The 20,537-nt window shown below is 69.9% G+C and carries 19 protein-coding genes; 8 read left to right on the top strand and 11 right to left on the bottom strand.

Annotated elements, in window-relative coordinates; translation table 11 throughout:
- Positions 1 to 83 precede the first annotated feature (83 nt).
- The 4 genes from NRB56_RS20775 to NRB56_RS20760 all read right to left on the bottom strand — a co-directional run bounded on the left by NRB56_RS20775 (position 84) and on the right by NRB56_RS20760 (position 4,077).
- Complete coding sequence (locus tag NRB56_RS20775; protein ID WP_153344706.1) at positions 84 to 1,739, bottom strand: ABC transporter permease; 1,656 nt, start codon at positions 1,737 to 1,739, stop codon at positions 84 to 86.
- A complete protein-coding gene (locus tag NRB56_RS20770; RefSeq protein WP_153344704.1) occupies positions 1,736 to 2,692 on the bottom strand; it encodes an ABC transporter ATP-binding protein in 957 nt (318 codons plus the stop codon). The genes NRB56_RS20775 and NRB56_RS20770 overlap by 4 nt, the downstream gene beginning before the upstream one ends.
- Positions 2,693 to 2,717: 25 nt before the next feature.
- Positions 2,718 to 3,371, bottom strand: coding sequence for a TetR/AcrR family transcriptional regulator (locus tag NRB56_RS20765; RefSeq protein ID WP_319943279.1), 654 nt, complete (start codon positions 3,369 to 3,371; stop codon positions 2,718 to 2,720).
- An 85-nt stretch (positions 3,372 to 3,456) separates the two neighbouring features.
- Positions 3,457 to 4,077 carry an O-methyltransferase gene (locus NRB56_RS20760; RefSeq protein ID WP_153345179.1) on the bottom strand — a complete coding sequence of 207 codons (621 nt, stop codon included), beginning with the start codon at positions 4,075 to 4,077 and terminating at the stop codon, positions 3,457 to 3,459.
- 489 nt (positions 4,078 to 4,566) lie between these two features.
- Between NRB56_RS20760 and sigE the strand changes: the two genes are divergently transcribed.
- The 5 genes from sigE (at position 4,567) to NRB56_RS20735 (ending at position 8,753) form a co-directional block, all read left to right on the top strand.
- Positions 4,567 to 5,190: an RNA polymerase sigma factor SigE gene (gene sigE, locus NRB56_RS20755; RefSeq protein ID WP_319943350.1), complete on the top strand. Its 624-nt coding sequence runs from the start codon at positions 4,567 to 4,569 to the stop codon at positions 5,188 to 5,190.
- Positions 5,191 to 5,253: 63 nt separating this feature from the next.
- The gene (locus NRB56_RS20750; RefSeq protein ID WP_153344702.1) at positions 5,254 to 5,730 is read left to right on the top strand and encodes a zf-HC2 domain-containing protein; all 477 of its coding nucleotides are present in this window, start codon (positions 5,254 to 5,256) and stop codon (positions 5,728 to 5,730) included.
- A 10-nt stretch (positions 5,731 to 5,740) separates the two neighbouring features.
- Entirely contained in the window at positions 5,741 to 7,402 is a 1,662-nt protein-coding gene (locus NRB56_RS20745) for a S1C family serine protease (RefSeq protein WP_406603511.1), read from the top strand.
- A 9-nt stretch (positions 7,403 to 7,411) separates the two neighbouring features.
- A complete protein-coding gene (gene tatB, locus NRB56_RS20740) occupies positions 7,412 to 7,858 on the top strand; it encodes a Sec-independent protein translocase protein TatB (protein ID WP_153344700.1) in 447 nt (148 codons plus the stop codon).
- Positions 7,859 to 7,916: 58 nt separating this feature from the next.
- Entirely contained in the window at positions 7,917 to 8,753 is an 837-nt protein-coding gene (locus tag NRB56_RS20735) for a hypothetical protein (RefSeq protein WP_153344698.1), read from the top strand.
- Between the two features lie 296 nt (positions 8,754 to 9,049).
- Here NRB56_RS20735 and NRB56_RS20730 read toward each other — a convergent pair whose 3' ends face one another.
- The 6 genes from NRB56_RS20730 to dapE all read right to left on the bottom strand — a co-directional run bounded on the left by NRB56_RS20730 (position 9,050) and on the right by dapE (position 15,297).
- Positions 9,050 to 10,021: a glucosyl-3-phosphoglycerate synthase gene (locus NRB56_RS20730; RefSeq protein ID WP_153344696.1), complete on the bottom strand. Its 972-nt coding sequence runs from the start codon at positions 10,019 to 10,021 to the stop codon at positions 9,050 to 9,052.
- A complete protein-coding gene (gene folP / locus NRB56_RS20725; RefSeq protein WP_153344694.1) occupies positions 10,018 to 10,893 on the bottom strand; it encodes a dihydropteroate synthase in 876 nt (291 codons plus the stop codon). The genes NRB56_RS20730 and folP overlap by 4 nt, the downstream gene beginning before the upstream one ends.
- A gap of 119 nt (positions 10,894 to 11,012) precedes the next feature.
- Positions 11,013 to 12,776, bottom strand: a complete 1,764-nt coding sequence (locus tag NRB56_RS20720) for a long-chain-acyl-CoA synthetase (RefSeq protein ID WP_153344692.1) — start codon at positions 12,774 to 12,776, stop codon at positions 11,013 to 11,015.
- Entirely contained in the window at positions 12,773 to 13,348 is a 576-nt protein-coding gene (locus tag NRB56_RS20715; protein WP_406603510.1) for an LOG family protein, read from the bottom strand. The genes NRB56_RS20720 and NRB56_RS20715 overlap by 4 nt, the downstream gene beginning before the upstream one ends.
- Positions 13,342 to 14,142 carry an LOG family protein gene (locus tag NRB56_RS20710; protein WP_153344689.1) on the bottom strand — a complete coding sequence of 267 codons (801 nt, stop codon included), beginning with the start codon at positions 14,140 to 14,142 and terminating at the stop codon, positions 13,342 to 13,344. Before NRB56_RS20710 ends, NRB56_RS20715 begins: the two co-directional genes overlap by 7 nt.
- 48 nt (positions 14,143 to 14,190) lie before the next feature.
- The gene (gene dapE / locus NRB56_RS20705) at positions 14,191 to 15,297 is read right to left on the bottom strand and encodes a succinyl-diaminopimelate desuccinylase (RefSeq protein ID WP_153344687.1); all 1,107 of its coding nucleotides are present in this window, start codon (positions 15,295 to 15,297) and stop codon (positions 14,191 to 14,193) included.
- A gap of 183 nt (positions 15,298 to 15,480) precedes the next feature.
- Here dapE and dapD point away from each other — a divergent pair, with 183 nt between their 5' ends.
- The 3 genes from dapD to NRB56_RS20690 all read left to right on the top strand — a co-directional run bounded on the left by dapD (position 15,481) and on the right by NRB56_RS20690 (position 19,163).
- Positions 15,481 to 16,437 (top strand): 2,3,4,5-tetrahydropyridine-2,6-dicarboxylate N-succinyltransferase, encoded by a 957-nt coding sequence (gene dapD, locus NRB56_RS20700; protein WP_319943349.1) that lies wholly within the window; start codon positions 15,481 to 15,483, stop codon positions 16,435 to 16,437.
- An 872-nt stretch (positions 16,438 to 17,309) separates the two neighbouring features.
- Complete coding sequence (locus NRB56_RS20695; protein WP_153344683.1) at positions 17,310 to 18,737, top strand: acyl-CoA synthetase; 1,428 nt, start codon at positions 17,310 to 17,312, stop codon at positions 18,735 to 18,737.
- Positions 18,738 to 18,791: 54 nt separating this feature from the next.
- Positions 18,792 to 19,163: a PPOX class F420-dependent oxidoreductase gene (locus tag NRB56_RS20690; protein WP_153344681.1), complete on the top strand. Its 372-nt coding sequence runs from the start codon at positions 18,792 to 18,794 to the stop codon at positions 19,161 to 19,163.
- Between the two features lie 689 nt (positions 19,164 to 19,852).
- Here NRB56_RS20690 and NRB56_RS20685 read toward each other — a convergent pair.
- Positions 19,853 to 20,479 carry a TetR/AcrR family transcriptional regulator gene (locus NRB56_RS20685; RefSeq protein ID WP_153344679.1) on the bottom strand — a complete coding sequence of 209 codons (627 nt, stop codon included), beginning with the start codon at positions 20,477 to 20,479 and terminating at the stop codon, positions 19,853 to 19,855.
- Positions 20,480 to 20,537 lie beyond the last annotated feature (58 nt).

The following is a 20,537-nucleotide window of genomic DNA, read 5'->3' as shown; positions in this document are numbered from 1 at the left end:
TATCCGCATTCACCGACACGTGCGTCCGGCATCGTGGCGGCGGCCACGACGCCGGACTGCGACGAAATCGGTTCGGCCGGCGTTCAGCTCAGATCACGGCGGCGGAATCCGATCAGCCCCACCGCCGTCAGCGCGGCGGCCAGCAGTACCAGCACCACCACCGGGGTCGCGCGGAACGACTCGGACGGCAGCTTCGGCAGGTGGCTGTACGGGTCGAGATTCAGAACCCATTGCGGCATACCGGAAATCGAGCCGAGCAGGTAGAGCGCGATACCCGCGGTGAACACACCCCAGGCCGCCGTCGCCCAGCGCGGCGCCAGCCCGAACAACAGCACCGCGGCCCCGGTGAACAGCCATACGGCCGGCAGTTGCACCAGCGCCGCCGCCAGCACGCCGGGGAGTTTGCCGCCGACGTCGCCGACCGCGGCGCCGTACAGCAGTCCGGCCAGCGCCCCGGAGATCAGCAGGGCCAGAGCCGGTCCGCCGAAGGCGAACACCAGATGTGAAGCGGCCCAGCGCATCCGGCCGACCGCACCGGTGAGCACCGATTCGGCGCGATCGCTGCTCTCCTCCGAGTGCAGGCGCAGCGCCGCCGAGATCGAGTACGCCGCGGCGCCCAGGCCGACCATGGTGAAGGCGATGGTCAGGAAGGCGTCCTCCAGCGCCTGGCCGCCGCCCATCCGGCTGATCACATCGTTGACCGTCTTGCTGTTGCCCAGCTCGCCGCCGATGCCGTGCACCACACCACCGATGAGCAGGCCGTACAGCGCCAGCGCGATCACCCACACCAGCAGCGTGCCCCGCTGCAACCGCCAGGCCAGCCCGAACGGGCCGGCCAGATCCGCGCCGGCGGCGGGCACGCCGAGGCGTTCAGCGATCAGTCCGGCGCCCAGATCGCGCCGCCGCAACAGCGCGTAGGCCACCGCGATCAGCGCCGCGGTGAGCGCGACGTGCAGCAGCAGCACCCACCAGCGGTCACCGGCGTACGGGCGCACCTGCAACGACCAGCCCTGCGGGGACAGCCAGACCAGCGGCGAGGTGGGGCCGTCGGCCGCGCGGGCGTCGCCGACCGCGCGCAGGGTGTAGGTCACCGCCAGCACCGCGAACGCGTAGCCGCGCGCGGTCCGGGCGCTCGCGCTCAGCTGCGCGGCCACCGCCGCGACCGCCGCGAACACGATCCCCGAGGCCGCCTCGGCCAGGCCGAAGGCCAGCGCGCCGTCGCCCGGCACCCCGGCCGCCGCGATACTTGCCGCACCGATCAGCCCGGCCAGCAGTGCGCCGCCACAGGCGACGAGCAACGCCGCGGTCAGATTGGCCAGCCGGCCGACCCGCGTCGAGGCCAGCAGCTCCCCGCGACCGGTCTCCTCCTCGGCACGGGTGTGCCGGATGACCGTGAGAATGGTGGCGACGGCCAGCAGGGTGTGGAACATCCCCGCCTTCCACACCCCGCAGGCGCCCAGGTTGCTCGCGTAGATCGGCCCGTACATGGCCAGCTGCGCCGGGCTGGTGTTGATCGTGTGCGCGAACGAGGCCAGTTCGGCCGGACCGGAATAGACCTTGTCGATGCTCTTGACATACACGTTGCCCAGCGGCAGCGACAACAGCAGCACCCACAGCGGCAGCACGATCCGGTCGCGGCGCAGATACAACCGCAACAGTCGCCGAAGTCCGGCGAATTCCGAAGCGCCACGATCGGATTCGGCGAATCCGTGCTGCGGTCGAGCGACGGCGGTGGTCATTTCGCGGCCCCCGATCCGGAGGTGACGCCGGCGCGCGCGGCATCGGCCGGTCGGGACCCGTCCTCGTGGCCGTCGAGCGAATAGTGGCGCAGGAACAGCTCTTCCAGCGTCGGCGGCTGGCTGACGAGGCTGCGGACACCGACGTCGCCGAGCACCCGGATCAGCTCGCCCAGGTGCGCGCCGTCGACCTGGCAGTGCAGCGTGCCGCCGTCGACGCTGAGGTCGGTGACGCCGCCGATCCGGCCGAGATCGCCCGGGTCTCCGGTCAATTCGGCGGTGATCGAGGTGTGGCTGAGATGCCGCAACTCGGCGAGGCTGCCGCTCTCCACGGTGCGCCCGGCCCGGATGATGGTGACGCGCTCGCACAGCGCCTCCACCTCGGACAGGATGTGACTGGACAGCAGCACCGTCACGCCGCGCTCCGCCGCCTCCCGGGCACAGTCGCGGAAGACCTTCTCCATCAACGGATCCAGGCCCGAGGTGGGCTCGTCGAGCAGCAACAGCCGGGCGTCGGAGGAGAACGCCGACACCAGCGCCACCTTCTGCCGGTTGCCCTTGGAGTAGGTGCGGGCCTTCTTGCGCGGATCGAGTTCGAAGCGCTCGATCAGGTCGGCGCGACGACCGGTGTCGAGGCCGCCGCGCATCCGGGCCAGCAGGTCGATGGTCTCGCCGCCGGACAGCGACGGCCAGAGCGTGACATCGCCTGGGACATAAGCGATCTCGCGATGCAGGGCGACGGCGTCGGCCCACGGGTCGCGGTCGAGGACCCGCACGTCGCCGGAGGTCCTGGTGAGGATGCCGAGCAGGATGCGGAGGGTGGTCGATTTACCCGCCCCGTTGGGACCGAGGAAGCCGTGCACCTCCCCGTCGGCGACCTCGAGGTCGAGCCCGTCCAGGGCGCGAACCGGTCCGAAATGCTTGTGCAGATCCCGGACCACGATTGCCGATGACATCGTATCTCCTTGTCAGAGAATGGTTTTACTGCTCACCGAGCATGGTGTCCAACATCATCGAGTCGGTGAGCAGGCCGTTGGTGTAGATCTCCAGCGCCGGCAACATCATTCGGTCGGCGTACTCGCGCAGGGCCGATCGGAAATCGAGGGGACCGCCCTGCCGGGCCTCGAGCACCTGGAGGAACAGGAAGAACCCACCGCCGTTCTGGTAGGCGATGTATCGCGCCGTCGCCTTCGGATCCCGCAGGGGTTTCAGGACGCCGGAGGCGATGCCCGCCGCGAGGTAGTCCTCGACGTCGGCGGTCATGTGCTCGAACATGTCGACCATCAGCGCCCCGCCGGCGGCGAAACTGCGGCGCAGGTAGGCGAGGTACGGCGCGTATTCCTCGATCTCGGCCAGCGATTGCAACAGCCCCGTGGGCGAGGGCCGCTGCATGTACTCCAGCTTGGACTTGCGAATGACCTCACGGACGTGGTCGTCGCACGCCTCGCGCAGGCCGTCCTTGGAGCCGAAGTGGTGATTGACCAGCCCCGGCGACACTCCGGCCGCGGTGGCGATGGCGCGCACCCCGACCCCGAATCCCTCGTCGCCGAAGACCGTGATCGCCGCGTCCCGGATGCGGGCGCGGGTATTCAGCTCGTCGGCGGATCTTTCCGGTACGGCTGCTCCTTTAAACACATGTTCAGTATATTAAACGAATGTTCAGTCGGCCAGCAAGAGTCCTTCGCCGGTTCGATCATCGGCATGTCGCGGCCGGTGGGAGTCAGTTGCGGGAGGCGCAGAGCAGCCCGTCGCCGACCGGGATGAGCACGCTGGTCAGCTGCGAATCCTCGGCGATGGCGCGGGTGGCCGCCCGCACGGCAAGCGTGGCGGGATCGCGCTGTGCCGGATCCGGCACCCGGCCGCCCAGCAGCGCGTTGTGCAGCAGGATCGCCCCGCCGGAGCGGAGCAGCCGCACCCCCTGTTCGACGTACTGCGGGTGCTCGAGCGGCGCGGCATCGATGAACACCAGGTCGTAGGCGCCGTCCGCGAGCCGGGGCAGCACGTCCAGCGCGCGGCCGTTGATCAGCCGGGTGCGGGCCGGCGGGATGTCGGCGGAACGGAACGCCTCCCGGGCCGCGCGCTGATGTTCCGGTTCGGAGTCGATCGTGGTCAGGGTGCCGTCCTCGCGCATCCCGTCGAGCAGCCACAGGCCGCTGATCCCGGCCCCGGTGCCCACCTCGACCACCGAGCGGGCCCCCGACAGCTGCGCGTAGATGCAGAGCAGCGCACCCACCGACGGCGCTACCGGCGCCGCGCCCAGCTCGATCGCCCGCTCCCGGGCCGCCTGCAGGACCTCGTCCTCGACGATGGACGCCTCCACGTACGCGAGGTTGCGTTGCAGGGCCGCCGCCGGGAGCGCGGCCGGTGACGGGGAGGCCGGAGGTAAGAGGGTCACGGCTTAGAGGCTAACGGCGGGACCCCGTCGGAGCCCGGCTGCGGCGAGGCGGTGCGAATATTTTTCTGAAGTCGCCGATGTTCTCAGGCGTTCCTCAGCCTCTCATAATCACCGGCACATCGGGACCGGAGAGAGTTGTGGCTACGCAAAGACCGGCCGACCGTCGGACGGCGCGGGAAACGTCGGGCTCGGGAATATCGAACACCGTGTCCGGTTGTACCACACACCCGCGGCCCGTGCCGCGAGCGCCGACCCCGGTCCCTAGTAGGAGGTGCCACCATCCACAAGGTCGATGCGGCGCGCAAGTACGCCACCCTCCCCGAATCGACGCTGCCCGCGGGTACCGATTCGGTCGAATACCAGCTTCCCGGCGCCTACGCGCTGCCCGCGACCGCCGAGGTCGTCGAGCCGCAGGTCATCGCGGCGGCCGAGGCCATCGCCGAGACCGAGGCACTGTCCGAGGCCGAGGAACTCGACGAGGCCCTCTCCGGTACTGCGGCCTTCGACGCCACCGGCGACCGGACCATGATGCCGTCCTGGGACGATCTGGTCCGCGAGCACGCCGACCGGGTGTACCGGCTCGCCTACCGCCTCACCGGTGATCCGCAGGACGCCGAGGACCTGACCCAGGAGACGTTCATCCGCGTCTTCCGGTCGCTGCAGAGTTACCAGGCCGGCACCTTCGAGGGCTGGCTGCACCGCATCACGACCAATCTGTTCCTGGACATGGTCCGCCGGCGCAACCGCATCCGGATGGAGGCGCTGCCCGACGACTACGACCGGGTGCCCGCCGAGGGTCCCGGGCCGGAGCAGATGTACCACGACGCGCGCCTCGACCCCGACCTGCAGTCCGCCCTGGACTCGCTGGCCCCGGAGTTCCGTGCCGCCGTCGTGCTCTGCGACATCGAGGGCCTGTCCTACGAGGAGATCGGCGCCACCCTGGGCGTCAAACTGGGGACCGTGCGCAGCCGGATCCACCGCGGCCGTCAGGCACTGCGGGAGTACCTTGCGCATAATGGATCTCAGCAGTGGTTCGCCGCTGACGAGAAAGTCGGGTGATCTTCCGCATCGCGTGAGCGGCGCCTGGCGTAGATTTCGGTCCGTCGGAAGGGTGTACACCGTATGAGTGGCGAGGAGGCTGCCGCCTCGGCAGGTCGCGAGTCCGGTCGGGCCCCTGTGCGCCCGCCTCGATTCGCCGCCACCGAGCATCTGGCCACCGAGGCCATCGCCGCCTATGTCGACGGCGAGTTGCGGATGAATCCCTATCTGCGCGCCGCCCAGCACCTGGCCAAGTGCCCGGAGTGCGCTGCGGAGGTGGAGGCCCAGCAGCAGGCGCGGATCGCCCTGCGGCAGGCCGCGCAGCGGCAGATCTCCGCACCCCTCGGCCTGCACGACACGCTGAGCCGAATTCCTTTGTCCCACCTCACCGGTCCAGAGAATCTGCCCGGTCCCGAAACGCTGTCCGCCCCCGGTATGGAGGGCATGCCCCGTGGCGCGAGTTTCCTCGGCCTGCGGGCGGATTCGTTCCGGTTCGCCGCATCGGCGAACCGGGAAATCAGTTCGGACAGCAGGCGGTGGACCGGGTGGTGGCGCAAGTAGAGTTCACTCCGTGACGACCGAATCGACCAACACCGGAAGCGAACCGGCGGGATCGAATTCCGCCGACAGCACCGCGGGCGTACCGGATGCGCGTCCCGGGCCCGCAGAGCAGGCGGACCGGCGGCCCGATGCGGCGTCCCGCGCCGGGGCGTCGGCCAACGGCGACGGTGGCACGCTGCGCCCGTCGGACGCACCGATTCTGGGCCCGCGTCCGGTGTATCGGCCGGAGGTCGACCAGCACACCGCTCGCGCCTTCGGCCGCCCCGAGGGCCTCGGCGGTTCCTTCGCGCCGATCGCGGCCGGCGAGTCCGCCCCGCGGCTCGCGAACGATGTCGAACTCGTGAACCGCCCGCCCGACGGAGTGCTGGCCGAGGCCTTCGGCCGCCCGGCGGGTTCCACCGAGGTCCTGCAACGCGATCCGGAGGCCGAATCCGGGCCGGCCAGACCGGTCGCACCCGCCGATCCGTGGCGCGATCCCGAGGCCGCCGCCGCGCTCGGCGCCCCGGCCCTGCACACCCCGCGCCCACAGGCGCTGCCCCCGGGAGTGCGGCTCAGCGCCCGCGAGGTGCTCTTCGGCGGCAAGGTCGCGCCGCGCGCGCTGGCCGTGCTGGCCGCCGTCGCGGTGGTGGTCGGCGTGGCCGGCGGCCTGATCGGCCGGCTCACCGCCGAGACCGCAGCCACCCTCACCTCCCGCAAGGTCACGCTGCAGCAGGACGCGTCCACCGAGCGGCCGCACGGGCAGGTCGCCAAGGTGGCCGACGCGGTCGTGCCCGCGGTGGTCTCGATCCGCGAGACCGTCGGCGACAACGGCGCCCTCGGTTCCGGCGTGGTCATCGACGGCGGCGGCTACATCGTCACCAACAACCACGTGATCTCGATGGCGGCGACCGACAAGTCCGGCCGGGCCAAGATCCAGGTCACCTTCTCCGACGGCACCCGGGTGCCCGCCAAACTGGTCGGCCGCGATCCGAAGACCGATCTCGCGGTGCTCAAGGTCGACGTGAAGAATCTCACGGTCGCCCGCCTGGGCCGCTCCGGCGATGTGCAGGTCGGCGACGACGTGCTCGCCGTCGGCTCACCCCTGGGCCTGACCAAAACGGTCACCTCTGGCATCGTCAGCGCCCTGCACCGGCCCATCAAGGAGAGCCCGGAGGCGGGCGACGACACCGCCGGCGCCTTCGACGCGGTGCAGACCGACGCCGCGATCAACCACGGCAACTCCGGCGGCGCGCTGGTGGACAGCCAGGGCCGGCTGATCGGCATCAACACCGCCATCCGCAGCGAGAGCGGCGGCTCGGTCGGCCTGGGCTTCGCGATCCCGGTGGATCTGGTGCAGCAGGTGGCGCAGACGCTGATCCGCGACGGCGTGGTGTACCACCCGTGGCTCGGCGTGTCGGCCAAGACCCAGCAGGTCGAGAACGACGTGATGAGCGGCGCGGCGGTGCAGGACGTGGTGGCGAACAGCCCGGCGGCCAAGGCCGGTATCGCGGAGAACGACATCATCGTGCGGGTCGGCGATCGGGACGTCGCGGATCCGGCCGAACTGAGCGTCGCGGTCCAGACCCACAACATCGGCGAGACTGTCACTCTCCAGCTGATCCGGGACGGCCGCCGCGTCGATGTTCCGGTCGTGCTGGAATCCGACAAGAACGCTCCCCAGCAACCCCAGTAGCCTGGTCTCATGTTCAATATCGGCTGGCCCGAGATGGTGATCCTGGTGGTCGCCGCCTTGATGATCCTGGGCCCGGAGCGGCTGCCGGGCGCCATCCGCTGGACCGCGCAGAGCCTGCGGCAGGTGCGCGATTACGCCAGCGGCGCGACCAGTCAGCTGCGCACCGAACTGGGCCCCGAATTCGACGAGTTGCGCAAGCCGCTCGAGGAGCTCAACGAACTGCGCAAACCGCTGGAGGGACTGCGCGGGATGACCCCGCGCTCGATGGTCACCAAACACCTGCTCGACGGCGACGATTCGCTGTTCAGCGGCAATTTCGGTGCGGCCAACGGTCCGGTCACGGCGACCGGCGGCGGTACCGCCATGCCGCTCCCGGCACCCGGCCAGACCCTGCCGGAGACGCCGAAACCACTGGCACACAACGAGACACCGCCGATCGATTTCGACGCGACGTAGCGGTTCGGTGTCAACCGGACTGGACGCATCCGGCTGTCGAGCTGTCTAGACTTCGCACATGTCGGCCGATGAGGTCGCACGGGTGTTCGCGATCGAGGACAGGGTCGAGCGTCTGAAGGCAGCCACCGAAGGGGTCGCCCAGGCGCAGCAGACCATCAACGAACTCACGCGCATCCGGCGAGCCGTGATCCGCGAACTGCACGCCGAGGGGTGGACGTTCGCCAGAATTGGTGCGGCCGCAGGACTGTCGCGCGCCCGCATCCATCAGGTGAGCACCCAGGGGCCGGTGCCGGAGGGGTTGTTCTTCGGGCACGGCCCGCTCACCATTCTCACCCCGGACGTCCGCGCCACCACCCGCGCCGCGCCCCTGATCGGCGCGCCGGACGCCGCGGCGCCGCATCGGCTGGTGGAACTGTTGCGGGAGTTGGGTTTCACCGCCACCGTGGAACGTTTCCTGCCCGGCCGGCCGGTGGACATGGACCGGGAGGGTCTCATCATCCTGGGCGGGCCGGAACTGTCGCCGAGCCTGCGCTACCTGGTCGCGGCCGATCCGCGGCTGCGGCGGACGATGGCCCGGGCGGGCCGGGTCCGCCGCGGCATCGAGGATCGGGCGGCCCGCCGGGTGTACCGGCCCGGCGGCACCGAACCGTACGACATCGCCTACCTGGCCCGGCTGCCCCGCCCCGACGGCCGCGGCACCGTCCTGGTGATCGACGGCCTGCACCCACCCGGATCGCTCGGCGCCATCCGGCTGCTCGCCACCCGCCTGGCCACCCTGCACGAGCGCGCGGGCACCCTACCGTTCTCCGCCGTAGTCGGAGTTCGCTACGACCGCAACACCGGAGAGCCCCTGGAGGCCGACCTACTCACCCCCATCTACCGCCACGAGCGTTAGTCCTCCGCGCGACCACCGCCCAGTACGACCCGATTACCCAAACCGAGCCGATCGCTCGGGACGAGTTCATCACCCTTACGAGTCGGCCACTCGGCATGAGCTCATAACCTCCGGCGGCCCAGGCCCCTCGCGGCTCCTGGGACCCTGCGGAGCGCAGCGACCCAGCCGGCCCGCCACGCGGGGCCCGCCCCGGGCCTGGACTGACGGAGGCGGGGGAGCGAAGCGGAGGAGCCGGAGGAGGGAAGGCCCGGGGTCACGAGGGCCCCGCCCGCCGGAGCGAAGCGGAGGCCGAAAACTCAAGCGGCGACTCGGTCGGGGCGGATTGTGTTCATCGGGGGGCGGTCTGCCAGGGACACTTCCGTGTTCAGGGCGGTGAATTCGCCTGCTACCAGGGGGAATTGGGTGAGGGGGGCGCCTGAGTCGCGAATTCCGGTGCGGGCCAGCATGGTTCCGACTATCTGTCGGCTCATCACGCCCAGATCCGACAGCGGGCGGTTGCGGTGGGTGCGGACGCCAAGATTCACCTGGCCGATCGACGGCAGGCCCAGCAGATCGTAGGTGTCCAGCAGCAGGCCGATCTCGACGCCGTAGCCGGGCGCGAACGGTACCGCGGTGAGCAGGTCGCGGGTGCCCGCGTATTCGCCGCCGAGCGGCTGGAGCACCTGTGCCAGGCCCGGCCGCAGCGCCGCGAGCAGCGGGCGCGCGACCAGTTCGGTGACGCGGCCGCCGCCGTGGTGGTCGACGAGTTCGCCCTGCCGTAGGGGGCGCCGGTAGTACGCCTTGACCAAATGCGTGCCGTCGACCGTGAGCAGCGGGCCGAGCAGCTTCGGCACGAACATCGGATCGGGGTCGATCAGATCGGAATCCACGAAGGCGACCAGATCGCCGCTGGTGACGGCCAGCGACCGCCACAGCACCTCGCCCTTGCCGGGCAGCGGTTCCAGTTCGGGCACCGCCTCCTCGCGGGTGAACACGCGGGCGCCGGCCGCGCGGGCCCGCGCGACGGTGGCGTCGGTGGAACCGGAGTCCACCACCACCAGTTCATCGACCAGCGTTCCGACCAGCGGCCGGATGCTGGCCACGACGTCGGCGACAGTGCGCTCCTCGTTCAGGGCGGGCAGCACCACGGAGACGGTCCGGCCGTGCTTGGCCGCGACCAGCTCGTCGACGGTCCAGTCCGGGCGGTCCCAGGTATGCGAGCGCGCCCAGCCGGCCGTGTCGGCGCGGCGCGAGTCGTCGGGGGCGGTCGAATGAGAGTTGATCGTCATACCAGACCTCGCAAGGTTCGTGCGGGGGGCCGCAGGCCCTGGATCGCAGCGATCGTGTCCACCACCCGCCGGGTCGCGGCGACCTCGTGGACGCGGAATACCCGGGCGCCCGCCGCGGCCGACCACGCTGTCGCCGCCAGCGTGCCCTCCAATCGCTCGGAGAGCCCGACACCGAGTGTCTCTCCGATGAAATCCTTGTTGCTCAGCGCCATCAAGACCGGCCATCCGGTTTTAACGAGAACGTCCACTGCGCGCAACAGTTCGAGCCCGTGATACGTGTTCTTCCCGAAGTCGTGGGTGGGGTCGATGAGGATGGCGTCCTTGCTCACCCCGGCCGCCGTGGCGGCCTCGGCGGCGGCCACCACCGTCTCGGTGACCTCGGCGACGATGTCCGCGTACCGCACCCGATGCGGACGGGTGCGCGGCCGCGCGCCGCCGGTGTGGCTGCAGACGATGCCCGCGCCCAGCTCGGCGGCCACCGCCGCCAGCTCCGGATCGGCGCCGGCCCAGGTGTCGTTGATCAGGTCCGCACCCGCGCCGACCGCGGCCCGGGCCACCTCGCCACGCCAGGTATCGATGCTGATCAGCAGGTCCGGGTACCGCTCACGGATGGCGGCCACGAACGGGACCACCCGGCGCGCCTCCTCCGCGGCGTCGACCTCGCTGCCCGGCCCGGCCTTCACCCCGCCGATGTCGACCAGATCCGCGCCCTCGGTCACCGCGCGGGCGACGGCCGACAGGGCCGCCTCGTCGGTGAACGTGGCGCCCTTGTCGTAGAAGGAATCGGGGGTGCGGTTGACGATCGCCATGACCAGCGCCCGGTCCGTGGGCACCGGTTTCCCGCACAAGGTGGACAACACCACGGAGCTCATGCTCGTCCGCCTTCCTGGACTCACGTCTCGCACGTCACATCCAGTTGATCACAGATCGGCCCGGATGCGCCGGTCGGGTCACCACCGGTAATACCCGCGGACACGGGTCGCCATACCGGTCAGGACCGGGGCATCCGGCCGCCCGCGATCTCCTCCGGATAGGCCGGGTAGTAGGGCAGATAGCCCTCGGCCCGGCCGGCCAGGACGTAGACGGCCGTGTCGTCGCCGGGGGCGTAGCCCTGCCGGCGCAGCTCCACCTTGCGGCTCTTGAAGGTGGAGGTGGTCTCCAGCTCGTCGACGACCCGGACGAACAGCGGCACCGCGTACCCGGGCAGGTCGCGGAACAGGTGGTCGGCCAGTTCCCGGCCGTCGAAGGCGGCGCCGGGCCGCAGCGTCACCGCGGCCATCCCGGCCTTGCCGTCCGCGCCGGGGACGTCCACGCCGTAGACGACCGCGCCGGTGATCGCCGCCACGCCGTCGAACGCGCTCTCCACCTCGGTGGTGGCGACGTTCTCGCCCTTCCAGCGGAAGGTGTCGCCGAGCCGGTCGACGAAGGCCACGTGGTGCCAGCCCTGGTCGCGCACCAGATCGCCGGTGTCGAACCAGGCGTCGCCGGGCGCCAGGGCGTCGCGGACCAGCTTCGTCTCCGTGGCGGCGGCGTCGGTGTAGCCGTCGAACGGCGAGCGATCGGTCACCTTCGTCAGCAGCAGACCGACCCCACCGGCCGGGACGCGCCGCACCCGCCCGTCGGGGAAGCGTTTCGCCTTGCCGGTGGCGTCGTCGAATTCGACGATCGCGTAGGGCAGCGGGCCGAATCCGGCGGTACGCGGCAGGCCGAAGGCGTTCACGAACGCGACGTTGCCCTCGCTGGCGCCGTAGAACTCGACGATCCGGCGGATCCCGAACCGGCGCTGGAACTCGTCCCACAGTTCGGGCCGCAGCCCGTTGCCGACCACCAGGCGCACCGCGTGCTCACGTTCCTGCGGCCGGGCCGGCTGGTTCAGCAGGTACCGGCACAGCTCGCCGATGTAGATGAACGCCGTGGACCGGGTCGCGATCACCTCGGCCCAGAATCCGGAGGCCGAGAACTTCCGGCCCAGCGCGAAGGTCCCCCGGGCCCGGATCACCGCGCCGAGCGCGACGGTCAGCGCGTTGTTGTGATAGAGCGGCAGGCAGCAGTACAGGGTGTCCGAGCCACGTAGCCGCACGCCGAGACCGCCGAGGCCGTACATGCCCTTGGCCCAGCGCAGATGGGTCATCACGCTGGCCTTCGGCAGGCCGGTGGTGCCCGAGGTGAAGATCAGGAAGGCCCGCTCGCGAGCCCGGATGTCCGCGCACACCGGCGGATTCGCGGCATCGGCGGTGCGGGCCAGCCGATGCAGTTCGGCCGCGGCCAGTTCGTGCGGGATCGGCTCCGGCAGTGAGTCGGCCGCCTCCCGGCACTCCTCGCCGACCACGTTCAGCACACTGTTCAGCAGCCCGAAACTGTGCGCCAGCACCCGATCCCGCTGATTGTGGTTCAGAAGACCAACGGTCGCACCAAGTTTCACGGTCGCCAACACCAGGAACAGTGTCTCCGGCCGGTTCGCCATCAGCACGCCGACCACGTCGCCGCGCGTGACCCCCTGCGCGGCAAGCGCACTCGCGTAGCGGTTCACCTCGGCGTTGGCCTCGCCGTAGGTGTAGGCGCGGTCCTCGAAGCGCAGGAACGGCCGGCTGGGCACCTGCTGCGCGGCCTGCTGGAACAACTGCCCGACCGAGGTCCGGTCGTCCGCCCCGACCAGCATGCCGCGCGCCGAGCGGACCATCTCGGGCAGATCCGGCACCATGCCCGGCAGGCAGCGGGCCAGATCCAGCAAACCGAAGGTGGCCGCCGCGGTCATGGTGTCCTCTCCGTTCCGGGTGAATTCCCGTGCAGCGCCGCGAAAGCCGTGGCGAGATCCGCGGTCACGGTAACCCGTTCCAGCGCGGCGCGCCCGGCGAATCCGGTCGCGGTCAGCCCGTCGAGCCAGTCGAACAGGCCGCGATAATGGCCGTCCGGATCCAGCACCACCACCGGCTTCTCGTGCTGGCCGAGGTAGCCGCCGGTCCAGGTCTCGAACAGTTCCTCCAGCGTGCCGATGCCACCGGGCAACGCGAGGAAGGCGTCGGCCCGGTCCTCCATGATCTGCTTGCGCTCGCGCATGGTGTCGGTGACGACCAGGTCGTCGGCGTCGACATCGGCGAGTTCGCGGTGCACCAGGCGTTTCGGAATCACCCCGACGGTGTGCGCGCCGCCGGCGCGGGCGGCCGTCGCGACCGCGCCCATCATCGACACCCGGCCGCCACCGGACACCAATTGCCAACCGCGCCGGGCTATCTCGGCGCCGACCTCGGCGGCCAGCCGCAGCGCGGCCGGATCGTCGGCGCTGGCCGAGCAATAGACACACACGGCATAGGGCCGGTCGCTCACCACTGATCCTCCGTACCGACCGCATCGGCGGCCGCGCTCTCGGCGGCCCGCAGCACGATGTCGACCACCTCGTCCACACTGTCGCTCACGTGCAGCAGTTCCAGATCACCGGCAGCGATCTTGCCCGATCCGAGCAGCGAATCCCGCAGCCAGTCCACCAGACCCGCCCAGTACCGCGAGCCGAACAACACGATCGGGAAGCGGGTGATCTTGCGGGTCTGCACCAGGGTCAGCGCCTCGAACAATTCGTCGAGGGTGCCGAATCCGCCGGGCAGGCAGATGAACGCCTGCGAGTACTTCACGAACATCGTCTTGCGGGCGAAGAAGTACCGGAAGTTGATGCCCAGATCGACCCACTCGTTGAGGCTCTGCTCGAACGGCAACTCGATCCCCAAACCGATCGACAGCCCGTCCTCCTCGCAGGCGCCCCGGTTGGCGGCCTCCATGATACCGGGCCCGCCGCCGGTGATCACCGCGAATCCGGCCCGGGTCAGCGCCGCCCCGATCGCCTGCGCCGCCTGATACTCCGGGGAGTCGGCCGGGGTCCGCGCGGACCCGAAAACCGCCACCGCCCTTGGTACTTCGGCGAGCGCGCCGAAACCCTCCACAAATTCGCTCTGGATCCGCAGCACCCGCCACGGATCGGTGTGCACCCAGTCGGTGGGCCCGCGACGGTCGAGCAGATGGGCGTCGGTGGTGCCGGTGCCGCGCTTCAGCTCACCGCGCAACTGGATGGGCCCGCGCATCCTGGGCGCGGATCGAGGGGAACGGGTGGACTCGGGTACGCCGTCGGACATGCCGCCCACGCTACCGGTCCGCAACCCCGCCGATCGGCGGCCGGGAGTTCAGACCGCCTGTCCGGTCAGATAACTGCGCAAGATGTCGGACACGACGGTGATCTGCGAGGTGGGCACGTGCTCGTCGACCTTGTGCGCCAGATTCGGATCGCCCGGACCGAAGTTCACCGCCGGGATGCCGCGAGCGGCGAAGCGGGAGACGTCGGTCCAGCCGTATTTGGCGCGGACCCCGCCGCCACCGTGGCCGTGCACCATCTCCACCAGATCCTTGGCCGCGGGTGCGGACAGGCCCGGCAGCGCGCCCGGGGCGCCGTCGGTGCGCTCGAAATCCACTGCGAGACCGTCGAACACCTCGCGGACGTGCTCGGTGGCCTGCTCCAGCGTGCGGTCGGGGGCGAAGCGGAAGTTCACGTCCACCTCGGCCTCGTCCGGCACCACGTTGCCGGCCACGCCGCCGGAGATCCGCACCGCCGACAGGCCCTCGCGGTAGAGGCAGCCGTCCAGCTCGACCTCGCGCGGGCGATAACCGCCCAGTCGCTCGAGGATCGGGGCCAGATGGTGAATCGCGTTGTCGCCCAGCCATGCTCGCGCGGTGTGCGCGCGGGTGCCGGTGACCGTCAGGCGGGCCCGCAGGGTGCCCTGGCAGCCGGCCTCGATCCAGGCGCCGGACGGCTCGCCCAGCACGGCCAGATCACCGTTGAGCCATTCCGGCAGTTCGCGCTCGATGCGGCCGAGGCCGTTGTACTCGGCGGCGATCTCCTCGCAGTCGTAGAAGATCAGCGTCAGATCGCAGACCGGTTCGGCGACCGTGGCGGCCAGGTGCAGGAACACCGCGTCGCCGGATTTCATGTCGCAGGTGCCGCAGCCGTAGAGCATCTCGTTGCCGTGCGGGTCGATCGCGAAGCGGCCCGGCACGTTGTCCGCGATGGGCACAGTGTCCAGGTGGCCGGCCAGGATCACCCGGGTCGGCAGGCCGCGGCGGGTGCGCGCCAGCACGGTGTTCCCGTGCCGCACCACCTCGAATCCGGTGGTCTGCTCGCGCAGCGCGCGGGTGACGACGTCGACGATGGCCGCCTCGTCGCGCGACACGCTCGGGATGTCCACGAGGGCGGCGGTCAGTGCGATGGGGTCGGCATGCAGATCGATCGTCGTCATTCGAGCCAGCCTAGGTGTCGTGTTCGTTCCCCCTCCTTCCACTGTGAGATTCACCGGCGGCGGATCACCAGCGGTTCACCTGTGAGATAGGCCACTCCGGACCGGTGGGCCACGGGCGGTCATCGGTTGTTCACCGGGCCTCCCCGGCAGGCCGCCGACCGGGTCTCATTTAGAATTCGGCGCGTGAGTATTCAGGGAGCAACTGCGGTCGGCCTCGCCACGGTGACCGTCAACGGCACGGTCCTCGACACCTGGTATCCGTATCCGGAACTCGGCGAAATCGGCACGGCCGGAACTCGGCGGCTGGAACCGGGCGACCCTGAGTACGCGCGGTTCGCCGAGCTGGTCGGATTCGACGAGGCTCGCCGGGTCGACGTGGTCGCCGTTCGCACCACCATCGCCGACATCAGCTCGCCTCCGATCGATACCCACGACGTTTATTTGCGGCTGCATCTGCTGTCGCATCGGCTGGTCCGGCCGCACGGGGTCAATCTCGACGGCATCTTCGGGTTGTTGGCGAATGTGGTGTGGACCAACCACGGGCCGTGCGCGGTGGAGGAGTTCGAGTTGGTGCGCGCGCGGTTGCGGGGGCGGGGGGCGGTCGCTGTGTACGGCGTGGACAAGTTTCCGCGGATGGTCGACTATGTGCTGCCGGGTGGGGTGCGGATCGCTGATGCCGACCGGGTGCGGCTCGGCGCGCATCTGGCGGAGGGCACCACGGTTATGCACGAGGGGTTCGTGAATTACAACGCGGGGACTCTTGGGGCCTCCATGGTGGAGGGGCGGATCTCCGCCGGGGTGGTGGTGGGTAACGGGTCCGATGTCGGCGGGGGCGCTTCGATCATGGGCACTTTGTCCGGGGGTGGCAAAGAGGTCGTTTCGATCGGCGAGCGGTGTTTGCTGGGGGCCAATGCGGGGCTGGGGATCTCGCTCGGTGATGACTGTGTTGTGGAGGCCGGGCTTTACGTCACCGCGGGGACCAAGGTGGCGCTGCCCGATGACGGGGGGGTGATCAAGGCGGTGGAGCTGTCCGGGCGGGATGGGTTGTTGTTCCGGCGTAATTCGCTGTCGGGGGCTGTGGAGGTGGTGGCGCGTAAGGGGACTGGTATCGAATTGAATGCGGCGTTGCACGCTAATTAGTTCGGGGCATACCAGTTGGTCGGGTTGGGTGTGGACAGGCTTGGTGGGTGGGGGGCGGGGTTTGGTGTTGGGCCTGCTTGGGGGTGACAGGCTGTGTTTTTGGCCTCCGCTTCGCTCCGGCGGGTTCGCGGCCCTGCGGGCCCGATCCTTCCCTCCTCCGGCTCCTCCGCTTCGCTCCCCCGCCTCCGTCAGTCCAGGATCGGGCCGGGCCGCGAACAGGAGCGCTACCCCTGCGTATCGGTGACCGCATTCAGGGGAACGGGGTTACGGCTGCGGAAATGGTGACCGGGTCCTGGGGAGTGGAGTACACACGGCTGCGGAAATGGTGACCGGGTCCCGGGGAACAGGGGTACGGGCGGCTGCGGAAATGGTGACGGGGTCGCGGGGAGTGGGGTACGTGCGGCTGCGGAACGCGGACCGGGCCACGGAGAGTCGGGTACGCACGGCCGCGAAACGGCGACCGGACCACGGAGAGTCGGGTACGCACGGCCGCGAAACGGCGACCGGACCACGGAGAGTCGGGTACGCACGGCCGCGAAACGGCGACCGGACCACGGAGAGTCGGGTACGCACGGCCGCGAAACGGCGACCGGACCACGGAGAGTCGGGTACGCACGGCCGCGAAACGGCGACCGGACCACGGAGAGTCGGGTACGCACGGCCGCGAAACGGCGACCGGACCACGGAGAGTCGGGTACGCACGGCCGCGAAACGGCGACCGGACCACGGAGAGTCGGGTACGCACGGCCGCCGGAATGGGGACGGGGTCGCGGGGAGTGGGGTACGCCTGCGTGTCGGTGACCGTCGATCGGAGGGCAGGCGTGGCTAGGACCGTGGACTGGGGGTTGGGGTGGGGACATTAGGGTGGGTGGATGTCGTTCGGATCGTTGCCCTTGCTGCGCTCGCTGGACCCGGCCGCCGTGGCCGCGGGTGCGGATCTGCCGGACGCCGTCACCGTCGACGGGGTCACTCTTTCCCGTAGCGATCTGATCGGCGCGGCCACTTCGGTGGCGGAGCGGGTGGCGCAGGCGCGGCGGGTGGCCGTGCTGGCCCGGCCGACCGTCACCACCGTGCTGGCGGTGGTCGGGTGTTTGATCGCCGGGGTGACCGTGGTGCCGGTGCCGCCGGATTCCGGTACGGCCGAACTCGAGCACATCCTCACCGACTCCGCGGCGCAGGCGTGGCTCGGTGACGCTCCGGAGGGGACCGGACTGCCGGTGGTGCCGGTGCGACTGCACGCGCGGTCGTGGCACCGGTATCCCGAACCGCCCTCGGACACCACGGCTTTCGTGCTCTACACGTCGGGCACCACCGGTGCGCCGAAGGGGGTGCTGCTGAGCCGGGGCGCCATCGCCGCCGGGCTGGACGCCTTGGCCGATGCGTGGCAGTGGACCGCGAAAGATGTTCTGGTGCATGGACTTCCGCTGTTCCATGTGCACGGGCTGATCCTCGGGTTGCTGGGGCCGCTGCGGGTCGGCAGCCCGCTCATCCACACCGGAAAGCCGACTCCGGACGCCTACGCCGCCGCAGCGGGCACGCTGTACTTCGGGGTGCCCACCGTGTGGTCGCGGGTAGCCGAAGATGCTACTGCGGCAAAGGGTTTGGCGGACGCGCGGCTGCTGGTCTCCGGCAGCGCGCCACTACCGGTGCCGGTGTTCGAACGGCTGCGCGAGCTGACCGGGCTCACCCCGATCGAGCGATACGGGATGAGCGAGACCATGATCACGCTCTCCACCCGCGCCGACGGGGAACGGCGGCCCGGCTGGGTGGGTGTACCGGTCGCCGGTGTCCAGACGCGGCTGCGCGACGAGGCCGGCGCGCCGGTGCCGCACGACGGCGAAAGCGTCGGTGGCCTGCAAGTACGCGGCCCGATGCTGTTCGACGGCTACCTCGGCCGCCCCGAGGCCACCGCCGCCTGCTGGACCGAGGACGGCTGGTTCGTCACCGGCGATGTAGCGGTGATCGACGCCGAGGGCTTCCATCGCATCGTCGGCCGGGAATCGGTGGATTTGATCAAGTCCGGCGGATTCCGGGTGGGCGCCGGCGAGATCGAGACCGCACTGCTCGGACACCCGCAAGTGGCCGAGGTAGCGGTGGTCGGCCTGCCCGACGCCGATCTCGGCCAGCGCATCGTCGCCTTCGTGGTGCCGCGCGACGGCGCCCCGGACCCGTTGCCACAGGACCTGATCAACCATGTGGCGCAACAACTCTCGGTGCACAAACGACCCCGCGAGGTCCGGCTGGTATCGAGCCTGCCGCGCAACGCCATGGGCAAGGTGCAGAAGAAGCTGCTGAACTGACGCGCCGCTCCGTGCGCTTGACCTCCACCTAACTTCAGCTTCTAGGGTGGCCACATGATCGCAACCTTGTCGCCCGCCCAGATCGAGTACATGCTCAGCCAACGGCTCGGCCGCCTCGCCACCGTCCGCCCGGACGGCGCACCACAGAACAACCCGGTCGGCTTCCACTACAACGAGGCGCTCGGCACCATCGATATAGGCGGCTACCACCTCGGCAACTCACAGAAGTTCCGCAACCTCGCCAAGGAGCCCCGGGTCTCGTTCGTCATCGACGACATCAAGTCCGTAGAGCCTTGGGAGGTCCGCATGCTGGAGATCCGCGGCACCGCCGAAGCCCTGCGCGGAGTGGACACCTACCTCGAAGGGGGCTCCCCGGAACTGATCCGCATCACCCCCACCCGGATCATCGCCTTCGGCATCGAATAACCCTCCGGCCACAGCCGCGGTGCGCGAACCCTCTTCCACCACAACCCGCGTTCCCTTCCGTCCTTCGCCCGTAGCCGACGGTCGAAGGGCGAAGGCCCGGCCCGCTCCCCGCGACCCGGTCCCCATTCCGCACCGTACTCACCCCACTCCCCGCGACCCGGTCCCCATTCCGCAGCCGCACGTACCCCACTCCCCGTGGCCCGGTCACCATTCCGCAGCCGTACGTACCCCACTCCCCGTGGCCCGGTCACCATTCCGCAGCCGCACGTACCCCACTCCCCCCGACCCCGTCACCATTTCCGCAGCCGCCCGTACCCCTGTTCCCCGGGACTCGGTCACCATTTCCGCAGCCGTGTGTACTCCACTCCCCAGGACCCGGTCACCATTTCCGCAGCCGTAACCCCGTTCCCCTGAATGCGGTCACCGATACGCAGGGGTAGCGCTCCTGTTCGCGGCCCGGTCCGATCCTGGACTGACGGAGGCGGGGGAGCGAAGCGGAGGAGCCGGAGGAGGGAAGGATCGGGCCCGCAGGGCCGCGAACCCGCCGGAGCGAAGCGGAGGCCAAAAAACACAGCCCGTCACCCCCAAGCAGGCCCAACACCAAACCCCGCCCCCCACCCACCAAGCCTGTCCACACCCAACCCGACCAACTGGTACGCCCCCGAGCCCACCACCCCTACAAACAAAACCTACAACAACCCAGGCACCACATGCGCCCGAGCAAACCGCCGAGCAGCCGCATCATCATCGATCGGAATCATCGTCTGCGGAGTGAGCGACAACGACAACGACGTGCGCGCCACCATCTCAGCCACCGGCAGCGGATCATATTGCGGCAGCTTGCCTTCCGACTGCAACCGAGTGATGAACTCGGCAAGGTAGTCGCGCCCCAGCTCGATCACCGGCGCCCCCCGAACAGTCAGATAGGGCAGCACGATCTCCGGCTCGGTGTTCAACAGTCGTTCCAGCAGCCGGTTCCGCCTCAACCCCGCCAGAAACGCGATGAACAGCTCGACGATCTGATCCTCGGCACTCGCGTCGCGGTCGACCTGAGCCTGCACGGCAGCGTCGACCTGCTCCACGAATCGCTTGGCCTGCCACAGCGCCACCGCCTGAACCAGCTCGGATTTGCCGGCGAAACGCCGATACAACGTCGCGAGCGACAGCCCGCCGCGCCGCGCGACCTCGGTCATGCTGGTCCGTTTGATGCCGAAGTCCAGGAACGCCATCAGCGCCGCATCGAGCACGGCCGCCTGGTTACCGTCCTCGGCGCCCGCATCGCGCACCAGCGGCAGCAGTTTCGCAAGCTTGGCCATCCCTGAACTCTAACAATTGACACCCGATGATCACGATGAGAAAGTGAAGTGAGAAGTT

This window comes from Nocardia aurantia (genome assembly GCF_009604425.1).
Classification (GTDB): Bacteria; Actinomycetota; Actinomycetes; order Mycobacteriales; family Mycobacteriaceae; genus Nocardia; species Nocardia aurantia.
Note: the sequence above shows the minus strand (reverse complement) of the source record. Positions and strands in the feature narration are given on the sequence as shown.